At 41.5% G+C, this 25,526-nt stretch carries 17 protein-coding genes; 4 read left to right on the forward strand and 13 right to left on the reverse strand.

All coding sequences use genetic code 11. The features are described from left to right. Nucleotides 1-397: 397 nt before the first annotated feature. Nucleotides 398-4,369, reverse strand: coding sequence for a hybrid sensor histidine kinase/response regulator transcription factor (locus KFO40_RS00810; protein WP_211145981.1), 3,972 nt, complete (start codon nt 4,367-4,369; stop codon nt 398-400). A 425-nt stretch (nt 4,370-4,794) separates the two neighbouring features. On the opposite strand from KFO40_RS00810, the gene KFO40_RS25800 reads away from it, so the two are divergent. Continuing rightward, nucleotides 4,795-4,917, forward strand: coding sequence for a hypothetical protein (locus KFO40_RS25800; RefSeq protein WP_255299338.1), 123 nt, complete (start codon nt 4,795-4,797; stop codon nt 4,915-4,917). A gap of 120 nt (nt 4,918-5,037) precedes the next feature. Here KFO40_RS25800 and KFO40_RS00815 read toward each other — a convergent pair whose 3' ends face one another. The 11 genes from KFO40_RS00815 to KFO40_RS00865 form a co-directional block, all read right to left on the reverse strand. Continuing rightward, complete coding sequence (locus KFO40_RS00815; RefSeq protein ID WP_087318990.1) at nt 5,038-5,517, reverse strand: pyridoxamine 5'-phosphate oxidase family protein; 480 nt, start codon at nt 5,515-5,517, stop codon at nt 5,038-5,040. Between the two features lie 190 nt (nt 5,518-5,707). After that, entirely contained in the window at nt 5,708-7,864 is a 2,157-nt protein-coding gene (rnr, locus tag KFO40_RS00820) for a ribonuclease R (RefSeq protein WP_008023447.1), read from the reverse strand. Nucleotides 7,865-8,214: 350 nt separating this feature from the next. Beyond that, complete coding sequence (locus KFO40_RS00825) at nt 8,215-9,363, reverse strand: FISUMP domain-containing protein (RefSeq protein WP_211145982.1); 1,149 nt, start codon at nt 9,361-9,363, stop codon at nt 8,215-8,217. Nucleotides 9,364-9,399: 36 nt separating this feature from the next. Beyond that, entirely contained in the window at nt 9,400-10,533 is a 1,134-nt protein-coding gene (locus tag KFO40_RS00830; protein ID WP_128859553.1) for a fibrobacter succinogenes major paralogous domain-containing protein, read from the reverse strand. A gap of 3 nt (nt 10,534-10,536) precedes the next feature. Further along, entirely contained in the window at nt 10,537-11,577 is a 1,041-nt protein-coding gene (locus KFO40_RS00835) for a BACON domain-containing protein (RefSeq protein WP_128859554.1), read from the reverse strand. A gap of 7 nt (nt 11,578-11,584) precedes the next feature. Further along, entirely contained in the window at nt 11,585-12,901 is a 1,317-nt protein-coding gene (locus KFO40_RS00840; RefSeq protein ID WP_049702221.1) for a DUF4302 domain-containing protein, read from the reverse strand. 12 nt (nt 12,902-12,913) lie between these two features. Then, nucleotides 12,914-13,810: a putative zinc-binding metallopeptidase gene (locus tag KFO40_RS00845; RefSeq protein WP_211145983.1), complete on the reverse strand. Its 897-nt coding sequence runs from the start codon at nt 13,808-13,810 to the stop codon at nt 12,914-12,916. A 22-nt stretch (nt 13,811-13,832) separates the two neighbouring features. After that, complete coding sequence (locus tag KFO40_RS00850; RefSeq protein WP_008643928.1) at nt 13,833-15,401, reverse strand: RagB/SusD family nutrient uptake outer membrane protein; 1,569 nt, start codon at nt 15,399-15,401, stop codon at nt 13,833-13,835. Nucleotides 15,402-15,424: 23 nt separating this feature from the next. Beyond that, complete coding sequence (locus KFO40_RS00855) at nt 15,425-19,015, reverse strand: SusC/RagA family TonB-linked outer membrane protein (RefSeq protein ID WP_008023436.1); 3,591 nt, start codon at nt 19,013-19,015, stop codon at nt 15,425-15,427. A gap of 151 nt (nt 19,016-19,166) precedes the next feature. Next, nucleotides 19,167-20,330 carry a FecR family protein gene (locus KFO40_RS00860; protein ID WP_128859555.1) on the reverse strand — a complete coding sequence of 388 codons (1,164 nt, stop codon included), beginning with the start codon at nt 20,328-20,330 and terminating at the stop codon, nt 19,167-19,169. Nucleotides 20,331-20,392: 62 nt separating this feature from the next. Then, complete coding sequence (locus KFO40_RS00865; protein WP_128859567.1) at nt 20,393-20,995, reverse strand: RNA polymerase sigma-70 factor; 603 nt, start codon at nt 20,993-20,995, stop codon at nt 20,393-20,395. 44 nt (nt 20,996-21,039) lie between these two features. On the opposite strand from KFO40_RS00865, the gene KFO40_RS00870 reads away from it, so the two are divergent. Both KFO40_RS00870 and KFO40_RS00875 read left to right on the forward strand, forming a co-directional pair. Beyond that, on the forward strand, nt 21,040-22,047 hold the full coding sequence (locus KFO40_RS00870) for an NAD-dependent epimerase/dehydratase family protein (RefSeq protein WP_128859556.1): 1,008 nt from the start codon (nt 21,040-21,042) through the stop codon (nt 22,045-22,047). Beyond that, entirely contained in the window at nt 22,038-23,003 is a 966-nt protein-coding gene (locus tag KFO40_RS00875; RefSeq protein WP_049701384.1) for a phosphatase PAP2 family protein, read from the forward strand. The genes KFO40_RS00870 and KFO40_RS00875 overlap by 10 nt, the downstream gene beginning before the upstream one ends. An 89-nt stretch (nt 23,004-23,092) precedes the next feature. Here the strand turns inward: KFO40_RS00875 and dusB are convergent, their stop codons facing one another. Beyond that, nucleotides 23,093-24,088: a tRNA dihydrouridine synthase DusB gene (gene dusB, locus KFO40_RS00880; protein WP_211145984.1), complete on the reverse strand. Its 996-nt coding sequence runs from the start codon at nt 24,086-24,088 to the stop codon at nt 23,093-23,095. Nucleotides 24,089-24,212: 124 nt separating this feature from the next. On the opposite strand from dusB, the gene KFO40_RS00885 reads away from it, so the two are divergent. After that, complete coding sequence (locus tag KFO40_RS00885) at nt 24,213-25,502, forward strand: peptidase U32 family protein (protein WP_211145985.1); 1,290 nt, start codon at nt 24,213-24,215, stop codon at nt 25,500-25,502. The last annotated feature ends 24 nt before the right edge of the window (nt 25,503-25,526 follow it).

Raw genomic sequence — 25,526 nt, forward strand, 5'->3', positions numbered from 1 at the left:
TGTAAGGCTTTCAGCCTAACCGATAAATTCTCATTTAACCGATAAATTCCCATTTAACTGCTAAATTCCCATTTAACCGCAAAATTCCCATTTAACCGATAAATTCTCATTTAACCGATAATTTCTCATTTAACTGCAAAATTCCCATTTAATTAAGAACGGTACGGAAATGAGGTAAACTCATACAATTATAATTCAAAAAGACTTCCGTAAACATTCTCAAGTATACTTATCACTATGAGAAAAAATACTCATAGGTATGAGAAGAAATACTCATTACAATGAGAACTTTTTCTCATTGCAGTGAGAATATACCCTTGTCAGAATAGGCTGAAACAGTTCATTACTGTACCGGAAACGAGCTAATTCTAATTCAAAACCGAACATGAATGCTTGTCTACTTCCCACTATATTTACTTGGCTGCATCCCGAATTGTTTCTTGAACAATGAACTGAAATACTTCGTGTTGACAAATCCGGTTTCGGCGGCGACATCGGTTACGCTTTTACCTTCTTTCAGCAGTTCGGCAGCTTTTTGTAGCCGGATGATACGGATAAACTCTTGCGGCCCTTTTCCCGTCAGTGATTTAAGGCGACTGTAGAATAGTGTCCGGCTCATTGCCATTTCATGGCACAAGAGATTGATGTTGAAATCGGGTTCATCCAAATGTTCAAGAACAAACCGGGTAGCTTGCATGATAAACCGACGGTCGCCCTCGGCCATTGTTTCGCTTGCTGTCGTTACGTTTTTGTTGTCGATACTTTCATTGTTTTCATTGCTTTCATTGTCGTCACGTTTGCCGCCCGCCTCTACTTGAGCGATGGCTTGCCGCATGAAAAACTGCCGTTGCCTGTTTCGATTGTCAATCAATCCTTGTACTTTCAATTTCAGTATCTCTGTACTGAATGGTTTGGGGATATAATCATCCGCGCCTTTCTTCAATCCTTCCACTATTGCTTCGTGGTTAGCCTTTGCCGTCAGCAGAACGACGGGAATACCTGATGTGTCAGGATTTTCCTTGACCATTCTGCAAAGCTCGTCACCCCGTATGCCGGGCATCATGACGTCGGAGAGGATGATGTCCGGATATTCATTGGCGAGACAGGCGATAGCTTCGTGTCCGTCGGCAACATCAATCACCCGATAGAGGTGTTCAAAGGTCTGGCGGAGGTAGTGACGGAGAGTTTCGTGGTCTTCTACAATGAGCAATGTATTCCGGTCGTCCGGATCTTTCATTTTATCCGTTTCGGGGCTGTTATTATCCGATGTGCCGGCAAGGTGTTCGAGGGATGATTCGTGCGACACGGGTTCGGCTACGGTGGTGGTTCGCGGCAATGTTACGATGAAAGTAGTTCCCTTGCCCTCCTCGGAACAGAAAGTGATTTTTCCATGCAGCATCTTTACAATGCGTTGCACCTGCAACAGTCCGAATCCGGTTCCTTCTTCCTGTGACTGCCGGGCATTTTCGGCTCTGTAAATATCGGAGAAGATATGCTTTTTCGCTTTCTTCGGTATGCCTATTCCGTTATCTTTCAACGAAAGGATGGCTTTGCGTTTCGTGGCTTTCAAATCCAGACTGATTTCTCCCTGGGGCATGGTGTATTTGCAGGCATTGGAAAGAAGATTGTCGAGTAACATCTCTATCAGGTGTTTGTCGGCCGAAACGAAAACGGATTCGTCGGGTTGGGTCAGATTCAGTGTCAACTGCTTCTTCTCGCAAAAAGACCGGAAGACGGAGACTTCTTTCAGCAAAACTTCATTCAGACAAAGCGGAACCGATGAAGAGGATGGCTTGTGGGCGTCTACCTTTTCAAATTCGAGCAACTGTGTGATGAGCGAATGGAGTTTCTGGGTACTTTCATGGGCCAGATTCAGGTAATAACGGGCTTTGTCCGAGAGATCCTGTTCCCGGTTCAAATCCTCCAGTGGCGCCATGATAAGCGTTACCGGCGTGCGAATGTCGTGCGCCGTGTCGATGAAGAAACGTATTTTGTCTTCGTCGTATTTCTTTTGGAGCTGGTTGCTCTTATAGCGCAGGATGAAATAGAAAACGAAGCCTATTATAAATAGGTAAATAGTCCAAGCCCACCACGAGTTCCACCATGGCTGGCTCACTTTCACTTCTAAGGTGCTTTCGGAGATAGTCTTTCCGTCGCTGCGTCGCAGGCTGCGCACTTTAAAAAGATAAGTGCCCGGCGATACCTTGGTGTAGGATGCCTTGCCCTCGGCAGACGGTTTGCTCCAGTCATTGTCATACCCCTCTAAAATATGCTGATAGACAATATCGCGCTGGAAACGATAGTTGATAGATTCAAAAGAAACGGTAAACGAGTTGTATTTATAGCCGAGCCGTACCGCACGGTCGGCAAGCATATCATGGATGGCAGGTTTCAACGATTCTTCTTCCTGGACGTTTTGATAATCAACTGTCAGCCCTGTGAAACGCAGGAGCGTCCAGTAGTCTACGGTTGAAATGTCGAGTGGCATGATAAAGACAGCGCCATCCGTGCTGCCATACACGAACTCGCCGTTCATCAACCGGGCAAATGAGGATTTGTTATATTCCTTGTCTATATTGCCCGCATAGTTGAGGTTCGACACGCGCAGGCTGTCTATCAAGGCAATTCCTTTTCCGGTGCTGACCCACAAGCGTTTCTTGTCGTCTCGCTGCAAACTATATATATCGTTGGACGGCAATCCCTCTTGAACAGTGAAAGTCTTTACCGTCCGGTTTTTCATGTCATATAGATTCAATCCTCCCCCTTCGGTTCCCAGCCACACGGTTCCGTCGTCATTGAACAGCATAGAGATGATATAAGCACTGACATTCTGATTGTGAAATTCCTGGGAATTGGCATAGTGCTGTATATTCCCTGTATGTTTGTCCACCAGGAAAAAACCGTTGACCGTAGCCACCGCTACCCGGTTTCGGTCGATAGGTTCAATGGACTGTACCCAATTCACGTCGAAAGACCGTCTGCTGCCTTTTTCTTTTTCAAACATGATCAGGCATCCGTCCAGACCTCCTATCCATAAGTCTCCCTCCATGTCTTGTCTGACGGAGAAAATATAATTGGTGGTCAATTGCCCTTGTTGCTTGGTGAGATGGCGTAACACGCATCCGTTGTTATCCAATAGATACACTCCGTCTCCGTACGTTCCTACCCATACGTTCCCATTTCCGGATGTGCAAAGAGAAATGGTTACGATTTCTTTCAGCACGTGTTTCCAGGTGCCTGACAGGGTGTTTCGGATGCTGATTCCATCATCGGTAGCGAACCATTGGTTGCCATCCGGGTTTTCTTCGATATCATTCACGTTGTTGCTGATGAGAGAATGGGTATTTCCCTTTTCGTGTGCTAATATCGAAATGGGATGTTTCAGCAGGATAGCCACGGATACACCTCCCGTATAACTACCTATCCAGATGTTGCCCTGATCGTCTCTGGTTACGGCATATACGCCGTTTCCGCGCAGGTAAGTATCTGTGTCATCTTTGGTATTCATCAGTAAACGGGCTTTCTTGGTGTCCTTGTCTATCGCATACACACCGCCACCGTCCACGCCTATGAGTATGGTATGTACATCATAGTCTGTAATTGCCCGTATCGGATGAAGGAACGTGCTCCCTTGTCCCTCCAGCGCAAGCACTTTGGAAGTGTCGAGGTTCATCACAGACAAACCGCTGCCAAATGTGCCTATCCAGAGTTCTTTTTTCGGTTTGTCGCAGAACAATGTTTGTACATTCCACCCTTCCAGCAGCTGGCGTTTCTTACCCGGCAGGGCGTGTGACAGTTGCCAGACTCCGTTAGAAGTGCCTACAAAAAGCGACTCGCCGGCAAATGCGATGTCGTTGACATATTGTCCTTTCAGCACGGCAACTATACGATGGTCCGCTTCTTGCTTGTATAGTCCTTTATCCGCCCCCATCCACCAGGTTCCGTCACTATCCAAACAGAGTTTGTTCAAGATGACTTCTTCCTGAATCAATTGTCCCAGGTGGAGGACTTGCTCAAAATGATCCAGGATGGTGGAGTATCGGTAAATTCGTCCGGTATGGTCGTAGGCAAACAGTCCTTGTTGTGCGTCGTACAATAAGTAAAGCCTGCGTCCGGCAAGATCGCCATAATAGAAACTGCCCGGCAAATCATAGTTCTTTACCGTATGACCGTTGTATCTGTCTATTCCGGTTTTTGTAGCAATCCACATAGCACCGTCTCCATCCTCGACAATCGAAAAAACACGTTGACTACTAAGGCCTTCTGCATAGCCTACATGCCTGACATCGAACATCCGGTTGGTCAGTTCGGCTTTGACAGCCATATTTATCATTAGTAGTAAGGTGATAACAAGATTAAAACGAACCATATTCTTTTAATTGTTGACATTACAAAGATAAAGTTTCTTTAGAAAATCCCAACAGAATAGGGGTGTGAAATTAGAAGGAATATTCAGTAAATCTTCCTAATAATCATGTTATAAACGGCTGTCTTGGTACTGGTGTATAGGGAGAATGGATATTATGAAGCAGGGAAGAATACCTTATCTCCCCTTTATTATTGTATTAAGTTACCGCTCTTCTTGCATCAGACTACCGATATAGTTAGCTTCCCACAGCCGTGACGACTTCTCTTCACGGCCGTGAAGAGAAGTTACCACAGCTGTGGGAAGATCTCACCACGGCTGTGGTGAATTAACTATATCGGTGGTTTAACGGATGGATAATGAAGGGATAATAGATATATACCGGTTGCACTTCCTATGTAATACAAGGAAGTAGGACAACATTTAGAATGAAACAGGGTGAGGGTAACTGCCTACCCTCACTTACTATCACCTTTACCCTCACACCTGTAATGCCGATGGATAAAGAGATACAAGCAGAGGATGAGGGTGTGAGGGTAAAAGTATTCTAAACTTTTGTTTAGAGAAATTTGCTTGGAGATACTCCGTCATGCTTCTTGAATGCTGAATTCGTTTCTTAAACGGGTGTGGCACATGAAGTTAAATTCATTAGCCGAAAGCCGGAAACTGTTTTATGGCTTTTCGTTGGCTCGCAGACCGAATACTTTTCCTGTCATCTGCCGGACAGCTACTTTCCACACTTTTACGTTACGTACGGCAGGATCGGAATAGCTGAATGCGTTGTCTGTATAATGACGCATGATAATATCCAGTGCACGACGTTTATCGTCTATCTCTTCGATGAATTCTACTTGCCCCCGACACATCGCGCTTTCGGAACGCATACTGTAACTGCAGGCTACCTTTTCGTGTTGGTAGACAAGTTTATGTCCAAGGCTGAAAGTGATGCATACATTATTATTATGTTCCAACATCTCTAACTTGCTGCCTTCGGGACCTGAATGCAGATATATGATACCATTTTCATAACCGAAGTTCATGGGAACTACATAGGGATTACCTTCTAAATCTGTAATGCCCACAAAACAGGCATCGCAATGCAGGATAATGGACTCGATTCGTTGTTTGTCTTCGATAATGATAGTCTTCATGGATATATGAATGTTATAATAGTAAGAATAATCAAAATGATACGCTAAAGTACAGACTTACGACTGATTACACAAATCTATGCGAACTTTTTTCTCGTTACTTTCACAGATTTATCTAATCAATCGTATTTCTGTACTAATGTTATCAGGGGTTGAATGAGCTTTTCAGTTTGCTTGAATATTCAAACTTTTACTTTTCTATTAATTCAAAATCCAATTGTTTCTTTTCCAGATTGGCACGAGCTACCCGAACAGTAATAGCGTCTCCCAAACTGTATATTTTGTTTTTGCGGCGTCCGCGAAGACAATAGTTCTTCTCGTCGAATTCGTAGTAGTCATCATCCAGATCACGAACAGGGACCAGACCTTCACATTTGTTTTCGTTCAGTTCTACATAAAGTCCCCACTCGGTTACGCCGGAGATTACACCGTCGTAAATCTGCCCCAGACGTTCGCTCATAAATTCCACCTGTTTATATTTGATGGAAGCACGCTCGGCATTGGCTGCAATTTGTTCCATGTTCGAGCTGTGGTCGCAGAGGTCTTCGTACTTGGCTTCGGATACGCTGCGTCCTCCGTCCATATATTTCGTCACCAAACGGTGTACCATCATGTCCGGGAAACGGCGGATGGGAGAAGTAAAGTGAGTGTAATATTCGAAAGCTAGTCCGTAGTGACCGATGTTATGAGTTGAATAACGTGCTTTTTGCATGGCGCGGATAGATACCGTTTCAATCAGGTTCTCTTCTTTCTTTCCATGAATGTCATCCAATAAGTGGTTGATGGATTTGGAGATATCCGTCTTCGTTCCGCTTGTGCGCACTTTGTAGCCGAAGCGGGCAATGAACTGTGACAAGTTCTCCAACTTCTCCGGATCGGGCAGGTCGTGAATACGGTAGGGAAGCACTTTGGGCTTTTTATTTTTGGGCACTTTACCTACAAACTCTGCCACTGTTCTGTTAGCGAGCAACATGAATTCTTCCACCAGTTTATTAGCATCTTTTGACTCCTTGAAGTAAACGCTGATTGGTTTTCCTTTTTCGTCAATCTCGAACTTCACTTCGTAGCGGTCGAAGTTGATGGCTCCTGCAGAGAAACGTTTTTCGCGCAGTGCTTTGGCAATGGTATCTAATGTGAGCACTTCTTCTTTGAAGTCTCCTTCTTTTGTTTCTATGATTTGTTGTGCCTCTTCATAGGTGAAGCGACGGTCGGAGTTGATAACCGTATGTACGATGCGTGAGTCTTTAATTTCTCCTTTTTCCGTAATATCGAAGATAACGGAGAAAGCTAGTTTTTCTTCGTTCGGGCGGAGTGAACAAATGAAGTTACACAGCCGTTCGGGAAGCATCGGAATGGTACGGTCTACCAGGTAAACGGAGGTTGCTCGTTTTTCTGCTTCCTTGTCGATGATTCCTCCTTCTTTTACGTAATGTGTCACGTCGGCAATGTGTACACCCACTTCCCATAATCCGTCTTTCAGTTTGCGGATGGAAAGTGCGTCGTCAAAGTCTTTGGCATCTTTCGGGTCGATGGTGAAAGTTGTTACCTTACGGAAATCTTCGCGTTTGGCAATCTCTTCTGCTGAAATCTCGGCAGGAATCTTGTCTGCTGCTGTTTCTACTGCTTTCGGATATACATACGGCAGACCGAATTCCGCAAGAATAGCGTGCATCTCTGTGGTATTGTCACCAGCCTGACCTAATATATCTATTATTTGTCCGATAGGATTCTTAGCCTTGTCCGGCCATTCGGTTACTTTCACAATGGCTTTATCTCCGGTTTTACCGCCTTTCAGCTTATCTTTCGGAATGAAAATATCATTGGCAAGTGTACGGTTCTCTGTCACCAGGAATGCGTATGACTTGGCTACTTCCAGTGTGCCGACGAAAGTATCGTTTGCACGTTCCAGTATTTCTATTACTTCTCCTTCTGCTTCTCTGTTCTTCCGTTTGGCATAAAAAGCAATTTTTACTTTGTCATTGTTCATGGCATGTGCCGAATTGCGTTCGGCCACAAATATCGGTTCGCCTCCTCCTTCAGGAATAAATGAATTCTTACCATTGCTTTTCCGTTGGAAAGTGCCTGTCATCTCCGTTCCATGATTGTTGAGACGGAATTTTCCTTTTTCTATTTCGGAAATATAATCGTCAGCTAAAAGGTCATGTAATATATCGACGCATAGCATTTTCTGCGGATGGGTGGTGAGACGCAGTTCTGAAAATATATATTTCATACTCAAGGTCTCGCTGGATTTGGCATGGAAAAAGTCTATTAATAATGCTGCCAGCTCTTTCTTACTCATTCTTTTGCCGGCCTTTTTCTCTTTCTTTTCTTTCTTTTTTGCCATATTATATGGAATTTATTAGTAGTTCAACCTACAAAGTAAACAAATTTTTGGACTTGATAGTTCTGAATGAGGACAAAACTTTTTGTGTTACTTGATATTTCATAGATTTTGAAACAGAAAGCCTCCTTTTCTGAATCAATTCGGAAAAGGAGGCTGGTCGGGTTTATAAAGAGAGAGAGAATAAAATTAGAATACCTTCGTTATGGTCATAATTACATATTGCATTTTCACTATTTCCTGTGTAGAGAGGCACATAAAAAGGGAAGTATATCTCTTGACACGCTTCCCTTATCTTTAAGAGAGAATTTATTAATTCTGTAATGAACTAATTGATGAATACTTGTTTATAACTAATTTTTTACGCAACGTACCGAAAGACCGCGTTTTTCTTGTATTCCTCCTTTATCAGAAGAATAACCTAATCCATAGCTCATATTACTGAAATATACAGTTCCTGCTCCATAAGTAGCTTGGTCTGTACTCCAAAAATCTGTTCTACTCTTTGACTTAGGTGTTTCAAAACCTCCACTATGATAGCATTGTCCAGCAGGTATAACATTAAAGCCATAGGTATCACGCGGGCCATTAGCAAGGTCAGGATTTTCATCTATCATGCCAGATTCTCCCCAACCGTCAGTATCAAGTTTTCCTGTTAATGCTGACCAGACGTTTTTACAATCTTTATCAGAGTACTTATTTCCATCCTCATCTGTCCATACGTTACCTTCAACTGGTGCTAATTCACTAGCAACAAAACTTTCTAGCTTTTTCCATTCTGCTTTACTTGGCAGGTGCCATCCGCTAGGACAGATTCCTTGGATACCACTTGGTATGGCTTCTGCATCTCCACCTGTTGCATTCTTTTGGTTCATAGCGGCATACCAATTATACAAGACTCCGTATGTTTTATATTCTTTCGTGGCTTTAGCTGCATTTACATCTTCGCCATCATAGTTGAAAACAAAATAGAGTGGATCTCCATCACTAGTAGCGGCAGCTTCCGGTTTGCTAACTGATGGTAAATAGGCCAAGTTCTCTGCCATCCATATTTGTTCACCAATCGTAACAATTTTGTATTCATGATTGTCTCGTGGGTCAATCATTTTTCCTTCTTCCGGTTCAGGAGTTGGTTTTGTTTTTTGTAATGTGACATTAACTTCACTTGTTGCCGTAGTGCCTTGGTCGCCTTTGACAGTTAATTCAATTTTCAGTGCTCCTTCAGCTTGGTTGGCTTCAAACGTATAGTCATAGCTAAAAGGCACTGCGGTAACTTCTGATATAGCTTTGCCTCCTACTTTTAATGTGACGTTTGAGATTTCACCAAAGTCAATCGTAGCTTCTCCTTTGATTGTCATTTTTTCTGCAATGTTTACCGTAGCTCCTTCAGCAGGTGCAGATATGGAGCATGTTACATGTTGCTCGGGAGTAGGGTCGTTGTTGTCGTCACTACAAGCAATTAGTCCTAAGACTGCGAATAAAAAGAATCCAAATTTTTTCATAAATGTATTTATATTTAGTGAGTAATAATATAATAGTTAGTCTTTGATGCAACGGACAGGAAGACCTACTCCGGGATTGAATTCTGCATTGGTTACAAATGTGTGGAGGTCTGACCATAAACGTACGGTGATACCGAATTCAGGTCCCATTTGTACTCCGGCTGTCGAGCTCCACCAGCCGGCACTGTAGCAGGTATGCATCCAGTCTTCGTCACCTGCACATGCACGGAATCCGATGGGTAAACCGTTGAATAAGGTTGCATTATTCTTTTCCATTTCTACGCCAACCCAAGTTGGTTGAGGTTCTATTTCTGTATATTCCGGCAGCATCCACATTGTTGTTGAAGCTAAAGCTTTTGCTATGGCTGTTTCGTCTACCTGACCATCATTCATGATAGCGGCCATGCCGGAGTCTAAAACATATTTAGATAATGTCTGCCATTCTTTTTGTGAAGGAATATGCCATCCGTCAGGACAAACACCTTTTATATTCCGTGTTTCATCTTCTCCTAACGCTGTTTCGCCTTGAAGTGCTGCAGGTAAGTTATAGTAGGCTCCATAAGCTTTCAAATAAGCTTTTCCCAATTCTGTTTTGATATCACTGTCGAACATGACATAATATTTGGGATCTGTTGACGATATATCAAAATTCTGTTCCGGTAAATAGCGTAAATTTTCTGCCATCCATAACTGGTCTGCAAGTTGTACCGTCTTGTATACATTTCCATCACGTGTATCTGTGAGGTCTTCTCCGATTTGAGGTGGTGCAGGTCTGTCACCGAGTTCTGTTGTGACAGTAATAGTTGCCAAAGCACTGCCTTCATGATCTCCTTTGACTGCTAATTCAATTTTCAACTTTCCTGGTTCAGCTTCCTTGGGGAAAGTGTATTCATAGTAGAATGGAACCGAACTTATGTCGGTAATAACTTCTCCTCCTACTTTAAGTTCAGCGGAGATAATTTTACCATAGTTAGTCGTTCCTTCTCCTCTGATAATCAGTTTGTCTGATATTATAACGGTTTCTCCGTTAGTCGGCATAAATATCTCACAGCTTACCTGTTGGTCCGGAAGTATTTCTCCTCCTCCGCCTGCGGTGCTGTTGTCATCTTTACAGCTTGCACCAAGTAATCCTAATGCCACGATAAAGCTAGTTAATAGTATCTTTTTCATATGTTATTGGATTATGTCTTCTTTAAATAGAATACAATTAATAAAAATGGACAGATTGTCTATAACCTTCTGTAGTTTTGCATCTTCATATACCCGGAAAACAAAACCGAAAGGATCACTCTCTTTTATTCCGGAAAAAGCGAAAACGAATGTTCCGTCTGTTAACATTACGGGGCCTAATGAGATTGTTACAGAAGGATCTTTTACATAATATAGGTCAGAGCTAAGAATTTCGAATGAGAGATATAAATTGTCCTCGAAGACTCCTAGGTTTTGACCGGCTCCAAAAGCCAGGCAATTGTCTATGGCTTTTGCTTTCAGTTTGTAAGGCAATCCGGTTAGAATGTTTGAAAGCAGGTATGTTCCGTCTTCCTGTTTTTCAATGCTGACATCTTTCAAACCGTAATTCATTTGCCCGTCTGAAAACATGCCTTGCCAGGTTCCGGTAAGTTCGTCAACATCATATTGTATTACCTGATAAGAAGCCGATCTGTCTTTTGCTGCCACATTGACAATAGCTCCTCTCATTTTTCCGGAGGTATTTTCTTTTACCTTGAAATTTATTCCCTTCGCATTCTGTTCAAATGACAACCATTCTTGAGCTTCTGCGGGTATGTCTATTGTATAATCGAAAGAACTTTGTAGTTTTATTGGCAGAGTAGCTGCTTTATTGTCGGTACGGAGCATCCATTCGTCTTTGCCGAAGATGAAAACAGCTCCGGATTGATTGATGTTGAATGCTTCTGTCTCTACTCCGTTACTGATTGTCAATAAAGCATTTCTACCGGAGTACCCGGTATTTTCTTTTACTTCGAATACCACTTCATTAGGATTTACTTCTTTCAGCACACACCAATCGACGTCAACATCTGCTGTTATATTCCCTGTTGACTGAAGTTGTATGTATCCTTTTCCGCCGGTAGCTTGGAAATTAGTATTTACAGCTTTGATTTCTAACTTGGATTCGCTGCTTTCCGTATCGTTGCATCCCGCTATTGCTACGATGCAAAGTACAAATAAGAATATATTAAAAAGCTTTCTCATAATCGTATTAATTACTTTCGTTTTCTTTTACCATTAAGATTGAGTTATACCAGCTCCAGTAACCCATTAGTCCGGAGGTTGAATATTCATCAGATGAATAAGCCCAGATTATTAATGATGTAATTTCCTGGCTTGCTTTATCCGCAAAGTAAAAAGTGAAAGGGTTGCTGTTTGTCGTCACATTTATCAATCCGTTGCGTAGGCGTGATGGCAGACTTAATTCTGTGTGGGCATAGCCTTCCACACCTGCCGCGCACGCAAAGTAATAAGACGATGAAGAAGTCGAACTTATACTTTGTGAATCTAAAACTAGTTTTCCGCTGGCTTTGTCATACTGGAGGGTGAAGTTGAATCCGCCAATACTTTTCAGTGTATAACTTTCTCCTCTGACTTTAGGAGAGATGGTTACAGATTGCGAAGTTGGCCCTTCGTCATAATCGTCAATCGTTGCAGTGTAGGTACCGATATAGTCTTCATATTGTAGATAGTTTTCGGGATAATATTCTTTAAGTACGATGTCAGTTGCTCCTGCGTCGGTACAAACAAATAGTCTGGACTTTCTATCCCATTTGAAGTTTTGGACTTCAAGTCCGTTGACATTGTACGGGGATTGTAACTTTAATCCTTTTTCTGTGTAGATATAGGGTAAACTTCTTGCACTACTATAATCGGCGCTGTAAGCGGAGAATGTAGCCATTGTGCCATTGTTGCGTATAAAGTAATTCAGTACTTGTCCGCCTTTCTCCATGCGGTATGTATTTAGAAAAGCATCTTTCTCAATGTTAATGATATCTTCAATCTGAATACGCCATGGTATATCTTTGGGCATAGGCGTCATCTCCATTATGTTTTTGTGTTTTTTTCCTTGCAGAATTACTTTGTCGGGAGTTGCGCTCATTATAATAAACTCGTAATCCCCTCCTAGGTTCATGTTCAGGCCTAAAGGACCTGAAAACATATGGATTAGTGGGTTGTATGAATCGAAAGTGAGCATTGTGCTTTGTTCCGATTTTACTTGATACAGAGAGGTTATTATAGTTCCCGGTTTATAGCTTTCTGCGCCTGTTTCCGAAGCCATTTCTACCTGCTTCCCGTCAAATTTCATTAGTAAAGTGACTGCACCTGCAGAATAGTTGCTTCCTATGTAATATTCCAGTTTCCAGCCGTTCGGCACATCTTTAAGAATCTCCTGGCATTTGATTACATCGGCTGTGGCTCTATTGGCAGATGATTCGTCGAATATTTCTTCTTCGGAGAAAAGACAAGATTGCAAAACAATGCAGGCCAATGCCAGAAGTGTGTATATGGATAGATATTTCTTCATAATTTTCATATTTTATTCAATAATACTTAAGTCTACATAGCCGTTTGCTATGTCATCTTGGCGTCGTAGAACAATCTCGCGTAATTCGTCCAGATTGATTCCCCAGGTTTGTTCCATATAACTATAGACTATTTCGAATTTCTGCTTTATGAGTGTACGGCCGTTTTCACCGGCATTTTGCAGCATGTTATTCCAGTAGTCTTTGGTATTTGTGACATACACTGCGATGTTCTCCACAAAATCTTCACGTGATTCACTCATTGCATAAGGAGTGACAAATCCTTGTTGCCATGCATTGCGGTCGGCTCCCACCATATACCAGTCGCTACCGATGTAGGCATTTTCCGTAATACGGTCAAAGGCCGGATCATAGTTTTTAGTTTGATGCAGAATATGTGCGAACTCATGGTGCATTGTCTGGAAATAGTAGTCGTTTAACAGGTTAATATCTATTTGGTCGGGATTGATGTCATTTACATTGTATAATGTAATTTTCATGCCGCCTTCAGCTGTTCCTAATACCATAGTTCCATTGTCTTCATAGGCGGGGGAACCGATAAAGTGGATTGTCTTAGGAATATATTGGCGTAAGAAGTTCGGATTGCCTGTTGCTTCATCGTATGCTTCCAGCCACACATGTTTGATAATTTTAGCCAGTACCACAGACTTTTTGTATTCGGCAGGCGCTAATACGTGTGTCATATCGCTCTCGTTATCTTCCATGCGATATTTTAATGCAATGTTGTATGGATGGGTATAATTGCCTAATATCCACTTGTCGAATGGGTTGCGATCTACTTCTTCTGTGGAGAAAATGCTGTTTGCTTTGTCTACGTCTTCGTCATTGTTGCAAGCACCCAGTCCGCAAGTCAATGTTATGATTAAACTGTATATGATGTATTTCTTCATATTTTTTTCCTCCTAAAGTTATTTAGTCATTTCTTGGATTTGGTTGCATACCTGCCGTAATGACACTGGCCGGTAGCTGAATTGCACGTCTAGGGTCATTCGTGTCCATCTTGTCGGTGATATTCACCAAAGTATAACCTTCATAATAGCGGCGGTAGATTATAATGCCATAGCGTTTTATATCTTGCCATCTAAGCCCCTCTTCTAAGGTTAGCAGACGTCTTGCATGTAGAATACAATGTATTAGATTCTCCTGCATTCCTTTTTCTACTACAAAATCCGGATGCAATTCCTTTTTTACTGTCGGAGCTTCCGGTGTGTAATATTTTAGTCGGGCATAAAAATCATTGATTGTCTCCTTGGTCAAAGTTTGGGTGTTTTTTGTAAAGGCTTTCTGCCAGGCATCTATATCAGCGGCAGCTTCGTCATAACGTTTTAGTAACGTGTAGGCTTCAGCTCGGCAAAGCAATGCTTCGTCGGTGGTAAAAGCAGGATACAGCATGTAGCCGATCCAACTGTTGCCCGACGTGAATTGCTGATAGATAACTAAGCGGCGGAATCCGTTCTTTATAGAGCCACCGGGTGAAAATGGGATCTGATGATAACTTGACTGATCTCCCCATGGACCTTCGGATTTACAACTTTCCGAAGCAGTAATATTGTTCATGCAATACCTTTCGCAGTTGGCATAACCCGGATCGGAAACCAATGGCCAATATGAAGCTGCTGATATTACCATTAGATTGGCACGGTTATCTGCATCAACATAAGCGTTCGGCTGTATATTCTTGTTGGGAGATAAAGCTCCTAATGCAGCCCAGTCACGTAAATATTGGGACGCATTATTACCGAGTACTATATTGGCATAATTGATAACTTTCTGACAGTTGGAAAAATCCGGTTGTGTATAATATAGATAAAAGCGGGCTGCAAATGCATAAGCAGCCTTCTTATTAAAATGATATTTTACCCGTAAGTAAATATTGTCATCAATTAAAGGTAGCCCTTCTTCTAAATCGGCTGCAATATTTTTGTATACTTCAGCAACTGTTCCGCGTGAGTATTGTGGATTTACAGATGTTTCCGGTTCTTTTATGTAAGGTATACCCAAGTCTTTGTCCCCATTTGTACCATACGCTTTGCAGAATGTGGTAGCTAATACAAAATGATTGTATGCACGGCATATCAAAGCTTCGCCTTTTTGGGCTGATAATGATTGAGGATTTCCCATCTGCTCAATAGCTGCCAAGGCTTGGTTGGCTGATGCAATCGAGTTATAACAGTCATTCCATAAAGCATGAGGAGAGTCCTGATTTTCTTCAGTCGTTTGTTGCCAACGGTACAAATGTTCGTTTAATCGGAAAAGGTAGCTGTATGCTCTGCTATTTTCATCGATATTGTCACTGTAAAATTCTCCTATATGGCAGTTGGTAGTCATAGGATATGCAGATACCAGAACTTTAGTAATACTTTCTTCAGTAGTCAATTCGGTTCGGTTATCCGGCATTTCATCTAAAAAGTCACTACAGGAAGTTGTTCCCAAGCATAGAGCTGAAATGAGTGTTGTATATAAGACGTTTCTGTATTTCATCATTTTTATAATTATCTGAATGGTTAAAATCCTAATCTAAGAGTCAATGTAAACTGACGAGGTACAGGGGAGGCTACTCCACCGGTATTGAAGAATTCCGGATCCTGTCCATTGAGTTTTTTATCTGCATAAATCAGGAATAAATTGGTAGCCTGAAGTTTCAAAGATAAATTAGATATCTTTGCTGGTGCAATCCATGATTGGGGGAAGTCATAGGACAAGGATATCTCTTTCATACGGATAAAGTCTCCCTTGGCAATTCGTTCTGTAGAATAATTGTAGGCATTATATGCATACATTAAATCTTTATTATCTTCATATTGGCGTTTCGAGATAATAGCGGGGATATTCGTGCGTTTCTCATCACCCGGTACTGTCCAGCGATTCTTGAATTCGCGTGGCATAGAAGATAAGTCACTGTATTGATAGCTGAAACATGGATTCAAACGTACTACATTACCAAATGAATAGGTGATGAATACATTCAGTTTGAATGCTTTATAAGTGAAAATATTACCAAAACTTCCTGTTATGGTAGGATCAGTAGGACCTTCATATTTTAGGTAGTCTATGTTGTCACGTGTCTGAAAATCAATATCGGTACTGGTTATTTTTCCATTGATATTATACATCGGGATACCATTTGAATTTAGGCCGACAAATGGAATGGAAAACAAACCACGTACCGGGTAACCCTGACGGGCAAAACCGTAACCTGAAACTAAATCCATTACGCTGGAACGGGCATTCAGTTCTGTAACTTCATTTTTTGCTTTGGAAAAGATGAAGTCTGTATGCCATGAAAAGTCTTTCGACTGGATATTCTTACTTGAAATGGTGAACTCGATACCATGTGATTTCATGGAAGCTATATTGGCATATTTGTAGATAGAACCGCCTACTCCTTGTGTCGGGGTAATACCAATCAGGTCATAGTTGTTGCGTTTATACCAGTCGATCGAAAAATTGATCCGGTTGTCTAAGAATCCCATGTCGGCACCGATGTTCAACTCATGCTTTTTTTCGTAGGTTAATTCACTGTTTTCAGGATCAGATACATAAAGTCCTGTTTCCTGTCCGCTGGTGAAAGGACGAAATGGTGAATAACTAGTAATTATGGCATGTGAGTTGGTCACATATTCCGGTCCTCTATCGGCTGTTAAAGAGTAGGATGCTTTGAATGTTAAGTGTGACAGTACAGAGCTGAATGTCTTGAAGAAATTTTCTTCATGTACATTCCATGCTCCTGACATATTCCATGTAGGAAGCCAGCGGGAAGAACGGCTTTTTCCCATGCGATTGGTGCCTTCATAGCGGAATGTTCCGTTTACTGTATAACGTCCATCATAAGAATAAGTTGCGTTGGCAAAGCCTGCTACACTTCTTGTTGTTGTATGGTTTAATCCATAATAGCTTTCACCGGATTCAATGCCCTTCTTGAAGAATTCATATACATACGATGGTATTTCACCCATTGTATATTGCATTCCCCATCCTTGAAAATAATTTTGCATACGTTTCAAATCATTTACTTCCATACCGGCGAAAAGATTGGTTATATGCTTTTCTGCAAATAAATGATTCCAGGATGCTGTGGCACGGAAGTCTACCCCCAACATACGATAGTCCTTACGCTGGTAAATACCTCCTTCCGGTAGTATACTGATAGGCAAAGCATACGGATTATCCGGATTGGTATACAATAAGTTGTTTTCGTCACGAATGGTAGCGTCGTCCATTCCTGTGCGATAAGCGGTTGCCTGATTCGAGTGATCTTTGATATTGTGTTCTTGTGAAGAAGCCTGATATCTGACTGCTCCTAATGCACTTAGCTCTAACTCCGGAAGTGCTTTCCATTTTATTTCTCCTTGAAACTTAACATCAGCTACATTCAAATCCATATAATTGTTATCCAATTCATGGAGGATATTGAACGGTGCATAGTTGGCTGTATAGTCAACTGTTGGATCTAGTGCACGTGATGTATTTAGTGCATACGAATAGGGATTGATGTCAAACTGACGGGTAACTTCTCCACTTGCTGCATTAACCTCTGAACTTAGTGTCCCGGGGGCTTTCTGTTTACGGTAGGAAGCACTGGAGATCAGGTTTATAGATAAATTCTTATATATATTATATGTTGTATTTAAATTAGCAGTATAACGTTTTACTTCGCTTTGTTTATACCATCCCGGATCTGACATCGCACTTAATGAAGCATAGAATGAAGACTTTTCAGTTCCGGAAGTGATACTGACCGAATGGTTTTGTGTAACGTTGTTGGAAAATAAGGTATTGAACCAGTCGGTATTTCTCATTTCCGCTTCGCGCAGGTAAGCATTACGTGCTTCCGGCGTGTTGGCAAGTCCGAATTGTCCTGTAGCCGGGTTATATTGATTGATTAATTGATACATACGTCCATATACACCACTATCTTTGGCACGGTAAGTATCGCTGTTATTAAGCCATCCTTTCTGCTCCATCTCTTTGTAGATTCCCATTTGTTCCTGCGAATTCATAATGTTGAATTCTTTATAACTGGGAATCATACGGGTTGTAAATTCACCGGTATAGCTCATTTTGCTAACGCCGGCTTTTCCCTTCTTGGTTGTTACTACAATAACCCCTGCCATGGCTCGTGCGCCATAGATAGAGGTTGCTGATCCGTCTTTCAATATTTGAAAGCTCTCGATATCATCTGAATTCAACCCGGCAATGGCTGAACTGATTAGCGTCTCTGCATCTCCTGAAGATAAGTCATCCGGACCTACGTCAATAGCATCCTCCATGATGACTCCATCTACTACCCATAATGGCTTTGAACTACCGAAAATAGATGTGGCACCGCGTACCCGGATTTTCGGGGCAGTACCAAACGTGCCGGAAACATTTTGTACAGATACGCCTGCGGCGCGTCCTTCAAGTCCACGGCTGATATCAGGCAAACCATCTAGTTTCACTTCATCTGCGGACAATTGTTTGGTTGCTCCTGTAAACAGGCGTTTATCCATTTTTTGCATACCTGTTACTACTACTTCTGATAAAGTTTGTACATCAGGCATTAATGTAACATTCATAGTTGGGGTAGGAGTCAGATCTTGTGGCTTCATTCCTATATAAGAAAATTGTAACAGGGATTTATTGGATACATTTTCTATCGAAAACTTTCCGTCTATGTCTGTTAATACACCGGACTTGCTTCCCTTGATGACAACAGTTGCACCGATGAGAGGCTGTCCGTCATCACCGGAAATTACCACTCCTTTTACATTGAATACTTTCGCTTGTTTGGAAGGACCTTTGGAAGTAATTGTGATAAATTGATCTTCAATATGGTATTCTAGTGGCTTATTGGCTAAGATAATATCGAGAGTCTGCTCTATACTCTTATCTTTGACAGAGCCGGAAACGGTGAATTTCTTGACATCGTCATACGTAAATAGGATTTTGTAGCCGGAGAGTTTTTCCAGACGTTTAAGTACGGATGGCAATCGTTCGTTGCTAATCTCAATCGTGATTTTCTTTTGTGATTGCGTTTGAGCATTAACTTGGTAAGGCTGGAAGCACAATACGCATAGAAAACACACAATAAATAAGTTCCAATTATTTCTCATACGTTTGTTTTTAATAACACTATTTGGATATGTTTATATAACTAATGCGTATGAGAAAAGAAAATGGATACCCCTTTTGCGATTTATTTTTTAATAAAAGTGATATTTTATTGTTTATTGCATAGATTTGTTATACTTATGCAATAAAAACCTAGTCTATGGTAAGCGTATTGCCTTGCAAGGTGACAGTGACTTTTTTCATTCTGTTAAGCAATGAGATTGTGTGCTCTAAATCTTTAGTGCGATCGGATATGAAGTGCATTTTATACGTCATTGCTCCTTTGTTTCTGAATTCTATGTTTACATTGTACCAGCGTCCTAAGTTTTGCATAATATCTTTCAATGTAATATTGTCAAAATAGAAATAGCCGTCTTTCCAATAGACGTAAGAGTCTAAGTCTACTTCTGTTAGAACGAAATTTCCATCAGATTGCAGGTGTGCGTCTTCTCCCGGATATAGTCGGGTATATGATCCTCCTTTTGTGTTACTTACTTCTACTTTCCCGTTAATAAGTACTACATGAGTATCTTCGGGAGTATAGCTACGTATATTGAATTCCGTGCCGAGAACGCGGGTTTGGACTGTCTTGGTTTTTACAATAAAGGGATGCTTGGCGTCTTTGGCCACCTTGAAATAAGCTTCGCCTTCTAAAGTAACGATACGCTCGTTGCCAATAAAGGCTGTAGGGTAAACAAAATTACTATTAGCATTCAGCCAGACTTCTGTGCCGTCACATAATACCACTTTGAAACTTTCACCTCGTGGTACGGTAAGTACATGTGTCTGTGTAGTTGTTGAGATGACTTGCCTATAATCCAGCTCTTTTTTTTCAGACTTTGCGATGGCGGTTTTAGGCAGGACTTGATTGTTTGACTGCGGTTCGTCTAACACAATTTTTTCTCCGTCATCTTTTTGCAAAACAATATGTTGGGGAGTAGTATCAGCAGTGAATACAGTGATTGGTTCGAGTGCAGGGGTTGTCAGGCTATTAATTAAATAGTAACTCCCGAATAGAACGGTAATCATGGCGGCTATTCCGATAGTTATCTTCCAGAGATTGGAACGCATTCGTGTCGAATGTTGTTTTTTCTTGAATCGCTCCAATTCCATTTCTACATTAGGAAGTTCTATTCCTCCTTTTTGTTGTAGGAAAAGACTACTATCCATGATGTCGCGACAAGCTTGCAGGACTTCTTTATCTTTAAGCATCTCCTGCAGCTGTTCGTCGTTTATCTCTGAAGAACTCTCCATGATGTCGAGCGCCTTCTCTACAGATTCATCTGTATTATTTATATTGTCAATATCTTTATTCATCACTGTTTGACTGTATCATACTTATTTATATTACGTTTAATCATAAAATAAAGATACCTGATTTATGATTTTTTTGCACATTCTTCACGTATCACCTGTAATGCTTTCACAATATGCTTCCTGACTGCACTGACACTGATATTTAATTCTTCTGCTACTTCCTGATATTTCTTGCGCTGAATATAACATTCTTCTAAAATATGCCTGGTATGTGGAGTCAGTTTTTCCATTGCCTTGCTGATATGCATCATTCTTTCATCTTGCTCCAGATATTCCGTTTCAACATAACTTTTGGTCAGTTCGGAATAGATTTGTACATACTGTTCATGTGTATTCTGATGTCGCAGGAAGTCAATGCTTTTGTTGCGAACGTAAATGTATAGATAAGATTTAGCCGTGGCTTTATCTATTTTTGCATAATTGGCCCAAATAAATTCGAAGGCGTCGCTTACGATATCCTTGCTAGCCTCCATATTATTAATCAGGTGAAATGCATAATAATAAAGTTGAGGATAGTACTCTTTAAAAAGAAAATCAAAATCGGCCTTATCTTCCACGTGCTTTAAAAGTGTTGAATAGTAAATAAATCGCGTTGCAAATAAACAAATAATAATTGAGAAAAGCAAAATGGCTTTTATTTTATATTTATCGTATCTTTGTGGCATCATATTTTTTCAATTAATATTCATGTAGGACCTGAAAAGTAATAATGGAGAGTATTTTAATTACAGGCGCGAGTGGTTTTATCGGCAGTTTCATCGTGGAGGAAGCGTTGAAGCGAAAGTTTGGTGTGTGGGCCGGGATTCGTTCTACGAGTAGCAAGCGGTATTTGAAAAACCGGAAAATCCACTTTCTGGAACTGGATTTTGCGCACCCTAATGAACTTCGTGCCCAACTCTCCGGGCATAAAGGCACTTACAACAAATTTGATTATATCATTCATTGTGCCGGTGTTACAAAGTGCCCCGACAAGCACTCTTTTGACTATGTAAATTATCTTCAGACCAAATATTTTATCGATACGTTGAAGGAGCTGAATATGGTTCCGAAACAGTTTATCTATATCAGTACATTGAGTGTGTTCGGACCTGTACGTGAGAAGGACTATACTCCGATAAAAGCGGACGACCCTGCGGTACCCAATACTGCTTATGGATTGAGTAAACTGAAAGCGGAGTTGTATATTCAGAGTATGCCCGGTTTCCCTTATGTCATTTATCGTCCTACAGGAGTCTATGGACCTCGTGAAGCTGATTACTATCTGATGGCAAAGTCTATCCAGAAACACGTTGATTTTTCGGTCGGTTTCCGTCGTCAGGATTTGACTTTTGTGTATGTAAAAGACATTGTGCAGGCTATTTTCCTAGGAATAGAGAAAAAAGTAGTTCGTAAGGCGTATTTCTTGACAGACGGGAAAGTTTATAAAAGCCGTGCCTTTTCGGATCTGATACAAAAAGAATTGGGTAATCCGTTTGTTCTTCACTTGAAATGTCCATTAATTGTGCTAAAAGTTATATCTTTGTTCGCTGAATTCATTGCTACACGTTCCGGGAGGAGCAGTACCCTGAATTCGGATAAATATAAGATAATGAAACAACGCAACTGGCAATGCGATATAACCCCGGTAATGGATGAACTGGGGTATGTGCCCGAATATGATTTGGAAAAGGGAGTTCGGGAAACCATTGCCTGGTATAAAAATGAAGGATGGCTTTAGACTTATTTAAGCGCATAGAAACCCGGAAAGGGTTGTTTGCTGTGGAAAAGATTACATTGATTTATAATCTGTTGACTTCCATATTGATTCTGTTCCTGTTTCAGCGGATGGATCATCCATGGCACATGTTGCTGGATAGGGCTATGATCGCGGCAATGACTTTTTTATTGATGTATCTTTATCGTCTTGCTCCCTGTAAATTTTCGGCGTTTGTGCGTATTGTTATTCAGATGAGTCTGCTGTCTTACTGGTATCCGGATACTTTCGAGTTCAATCGTTTCTTTCCGAATTTAGATCATGTATTTGCAACTGCCGAACAGTTTATTTTCAATGGTCAGCCTGCTATTTGGTTCTGCCATACGTTTCCACATCTTATAGTCAGCGAGGCATTCAATATGGGATATTTCTTTTATTATCCGATGATGCTGATTGTGGCTCTATTCTATTTCATTTATAAATTTGAGTGGTTCGAGAAGATGTCTTTTGTGCTTGTCACTTCTTTCTTTATTTACTATCTGATTTATATATTCGTTCCTGTTGCAGGCCCTCAATTCTATTTTCCTGCCATTGGTATTGATAATGTATCTAAAGGTATTTTCCCTGCTATTGGTGATTATTTCAATTATAATCAGGAGTTGCTTCCCGGACCGGGCTATCAGCACGGATTTTTTTATAGTTTGGTGGAAGGCTCGCAGCAAGTGGGTGAACGCCCTACGGCGGCATTCCCCAGTTCGCATGTAGGCATTTCTACTATTCTGATGATTATGGCTTGGCGTGGCAGCAAGAAGTTGTTTGCCTGTCTTATACCTTTCTATATGTTGCTCTGTGGGGCTACCGTATATATTCAGGCGCATTATGTGATTGATGCCATTGTTGGTTTTTTCTCTGCATTCCTATTGTATGTAGTCGTAACCTGGATGTTTAAAAAGTGGTTTGCGCAGCCGATGTTTAAATAGAAACCAAAGACCTTGACGTTTTAATTAGATCATGTTATTCTTCAGGAACAAGTACAAGTTCCTGAAGAATAGATATAATAGGTGTTGATTTAAATTTCCGGATTTTCTTTGCGTTGGGAAGTGATTTCATCAAATATCTGGAAAAGCTCTTCTTTTGTTTCTGCTCGTAACATCGCAATACGTGTGTTGCGGAAGTTAGGGATTCCCTTGAATAGAGGGCTTGCGGCCAGATGACGGCGTACATGCAAAATACCTCTACGCTCATCGAGCAGATTAACGCTGTCTACCACTTCCTGACGAAGTACTTCCATACACCATTCAAAACTAAGTGGAGGTAATTCTTCACCTGTCTCTAAATAGTGTTTTACTTCCTTGAATATCCATGGACGACCGAAGCTGGCGCGACCGATCATTACAGCATCTACTCCATAACGGTCAAAACACTCCTTACAGCGTTGAGGATTGGTCACGTCTCCATTACCGATAATGGGAATATGCATTCTCGGATTATTCTTCACTTCGCCTATCAGTGTCCAATCCGCCTCTCCGGTATACATTTGTGCGCGGGTACGGCCATGTATAGTCAATGCGGCTATGCCACAATCTTGCAATTGTTCCGCTAATTCTATAATTACTTTATTGTTTGCATCCCATCCCAAACGAGTCTTCACTGTTACGGGTATTTTCATCGCATCTACGACAGCACGGGTGATCTCCAGCATCTTGGGGATATTTTGTAGCATACCTGCTCCAGCACCTTTTCCAGCTACTCTTTTCACGGGACATCCGAAGTTAATATCCAGAATGTCAGGTTGTGCCTGCTCTACAATCTTGGCAGCTTCCACCATTGTCTCTGTATCTTTCCCGTATATCTGGATGGCGACAGGACGTTCTGCATCGCTGATACTTAGTTTCTGCGCAGTCTTGCTGACAGCGCGTATTAGTGCGTCACTCGATACAAATTCGGTGTACACCATATCTGCTCCGAATTTCTTGCACATCAGGCGGAAAGCCGGATCGGTTACATCCTCCATCGGGGCAAGTAAGATGGGGTGTTTTCCTAAATCTATATGGGCTATTTTCATATATGAATCTGCTATTTACTGTTTATGATTGAAGTAACTTCTTGTTTTCGCTGCAAAAATACGGAAAAAAGCCTACCTTTGTACGCATTCATTTGCTTAACTGATACAAATAAGTATATATTCTATGAGTCTTAGTTTGAAAGATTTTGAAATAATGGCTCCTGTGGGTTCGCGCGAATCTCTTGCTGCGGCCATTCAGGCAGGTGCCGATTCTATCTATTTCGGTATAGAAAACCTGAATATGCGTGCCCGTTCGGCTAATACATTCACAATTGATGATTTGCGGGAAATAGCCCGTACGTGTGATGAGCACGGGATGAAGAGCTACCTGACGGTCAATACGATTATCTATGATAAAGATATCCCTCTGATGCATACCATTGTCGATGCGGCCAAGGAAGCAGGAATTTCTGCGGTAATTGCAGCTGATGTGGCAGTGATGAATTATGCCCGTCAGATAGGGCAGGAGGTGCATCTTTCCACCCAGTTGAATATCTCCAATGCGAAGGCTTTGAAATTCTACGCGCAATTTGCAGATGTGGTAGTATTGGCCCGTGAGTTGAATCTGGAACAGGTGGCCGAGATTTATCGTCAGATACAGGAAGAACATATTTGTGGTCCGAGCGGCGAACAACTTCGTATCGAAATGTTCTGCCACGGCGCGCTTTGTATGGCAGTATCGGGTAAATGCTATCTCTCTTTACATGAGATGAATCATTCGGCCAATCGCGGTGCTTGTATGCAGGTATGTCGTCGTTCTTACACGGTTCGTGATAAGGAAACGGATGTGGAACTGGATATTGATAACGAATATATCATGTCACCGAAAGACTTGAAGACCATCCATTTTATGAATAAAATGTTGGATGCCGGTGTACGTGTATTCAAGATTGAAGGCCGTGCCCGTGGACCTGAATATGTACGTACGGTGGTTGAATGTTACAAAGAAGCTATCAAGGCTTATTTGGATGGAACATTCACCGATGAAAAGATTGCGGCTTGGGATGAACGCCTGAAAACCGTATTCAACCGTGGCTTCTGGGATGGATATTACTTGGGACAGCGTTTGGGCGAATGGACCAGGAATTATGGTTCGGCAGCTACGGAACGTAAGATTTATGTAGGTAAAGGTATCAAATACTTCTCTAATATCGGAGTTTCCGAATTCCTGGTAGAAGCGGCTGAAGTAAGTGTAGGCGATAAGCTTCTCATTACAGGGCCGACTACCGGTGCCCTATTTATGACTTTGGAAGAAGCTCGTGTTGACTTGGAATCTGTGCAAACAGTGAAGAAGGGACAGCATTTCTCCATGAAATCGGATAAGATACGTCCCAGTGACAAGCTGTATAAACTGGTATCGACCGAAGAATTGAGGAAGTTCAAAGGACTCGACATTGAGCAAAAAAGAGGCTAACTGTTATTTCTCAACTTTTAATTC

It is taken from the genome of Bacteroides sp. 1001302B_160321_D4 (assembly GCF_015667765.1).
In the GTDB taxonomy this organism is placed as follows: Bacteria; Bacteroidota; Bacteroidia; order Bacteroidales; family Bacteroidaceae; genus Bacteroides; species Bacteroides xylanisolvens.

Coding starts and splice junctions, on each gene's coding strand:
- KFO40_RS00830 (WP_128859553.1), bottom strand. CDS start 10,533: ATGAAAAAGATACTATTAACTAGCTTTATCGTGGCATTAGGATTACTT.
- KFO40_RS00855 (WP_008023436.1), bottom strand. CDS start 19,015: ATGAGAAATAATTGGAACTTATTTATTGTGTGTTTTCTATGCGTATTG.
- KFO40_RS00815 (WP_087318990.1), bottom strand. CDS start 5,517: ATGAAGACTATCATTATCGAAGACAAACAACGAATCGAGTCCATTATC.
- KFO40_RS00885 (WP_211145985.1), top strand. CDS start 24,213: ATGAGTCTTAGTTTGAAAGATTTTGAAATAATGGCTCCTGTGGGTTCG.
- KFO40_RS00835 (WP_128859554.1), bottom strand. CDS start 11,577: ATGAGAAAGCTTTTTAATATATTCTTATTTGTACTTTGCATCGTAGCA.
- KFO40_RS00850 (WP_008643928.1), bottom strand. CDS start 15,401: ATGAAATACAGAAACGTCTTATATACAACACTCATTTCAGCTCTATGC.
- KFO40_RS00870 (WP_128859556.1), top strand. CDS start 21,040: ATGGAGAGTATTTTAATTACAGGCGCGAGTGGTTTTATCGGCAGTTTC.
- dusB (WP_211145984.1), bottom strand. CDS start 24,088: ATGAAAATAGCCCATATAGATTTAGGAAAACACCCCATCTTACTTGCC.
- rnr (WP_008023447.1), bottom strand. CDS start 7,864: ATGGCAAAAAAGAAAGAAAAGAAAGAGAAAAAGGCCGGCAAAAGAATG.
- KFO40_RS00840 (WP_049702221.1), bottom strand. CDS start 12,901: ATGAAGAAATATCTATCCATATACACACTTCTGGCATTGGCCTGCATT.
- KFO40_RS00875 (WP_049701384.1), top strand. CDS start 22,038: ATGGCTTTAGACTTATTTAAGCGCATAGAAACCCGGAAAGGGTTGTTT.
- KFO40_RS00865 (WP_128859567.1), bottom strand. CDS start 20,995: ATGCCACAAAGATACGATAAATATAAAATAAAAGCCATTTTGCTTTTC.
- KFO40_RS00860 (WP_128859555.1), bottom strand. CDS start 20,330: ATGAATAAAGATATTGACAATATAAATAATACAGATGAATCTGTAGAG.
- KFO40_RS25800 (WP_255299338.1), top strand. CDS start 4,795: ATGAAACAGGGTGAGGGTAACTGCCTACCCTCACTTACTATCACCTTT.
- KFO40_RS00825 (WP_211145982.1), bottom strand. CDS start 9,363: ATGAAAAAATTTGGATTCTTTTTATTCGCAGTCTTAGGACTAATTGCT.
- KFO40_RS00810 (WP_211145981.1), bottom strand. CDS start 4,369: ATGGTTCGTTTTAATCTTGTTATCACCTTACTACTAATGATAAATATG.
- KFO40_RS00845 (WP_211145983.1), bottom strand. CDS start 13,810: ATGAAGAAATACATCATATACAGTTTAATCATAACATTGACTTGCGGA.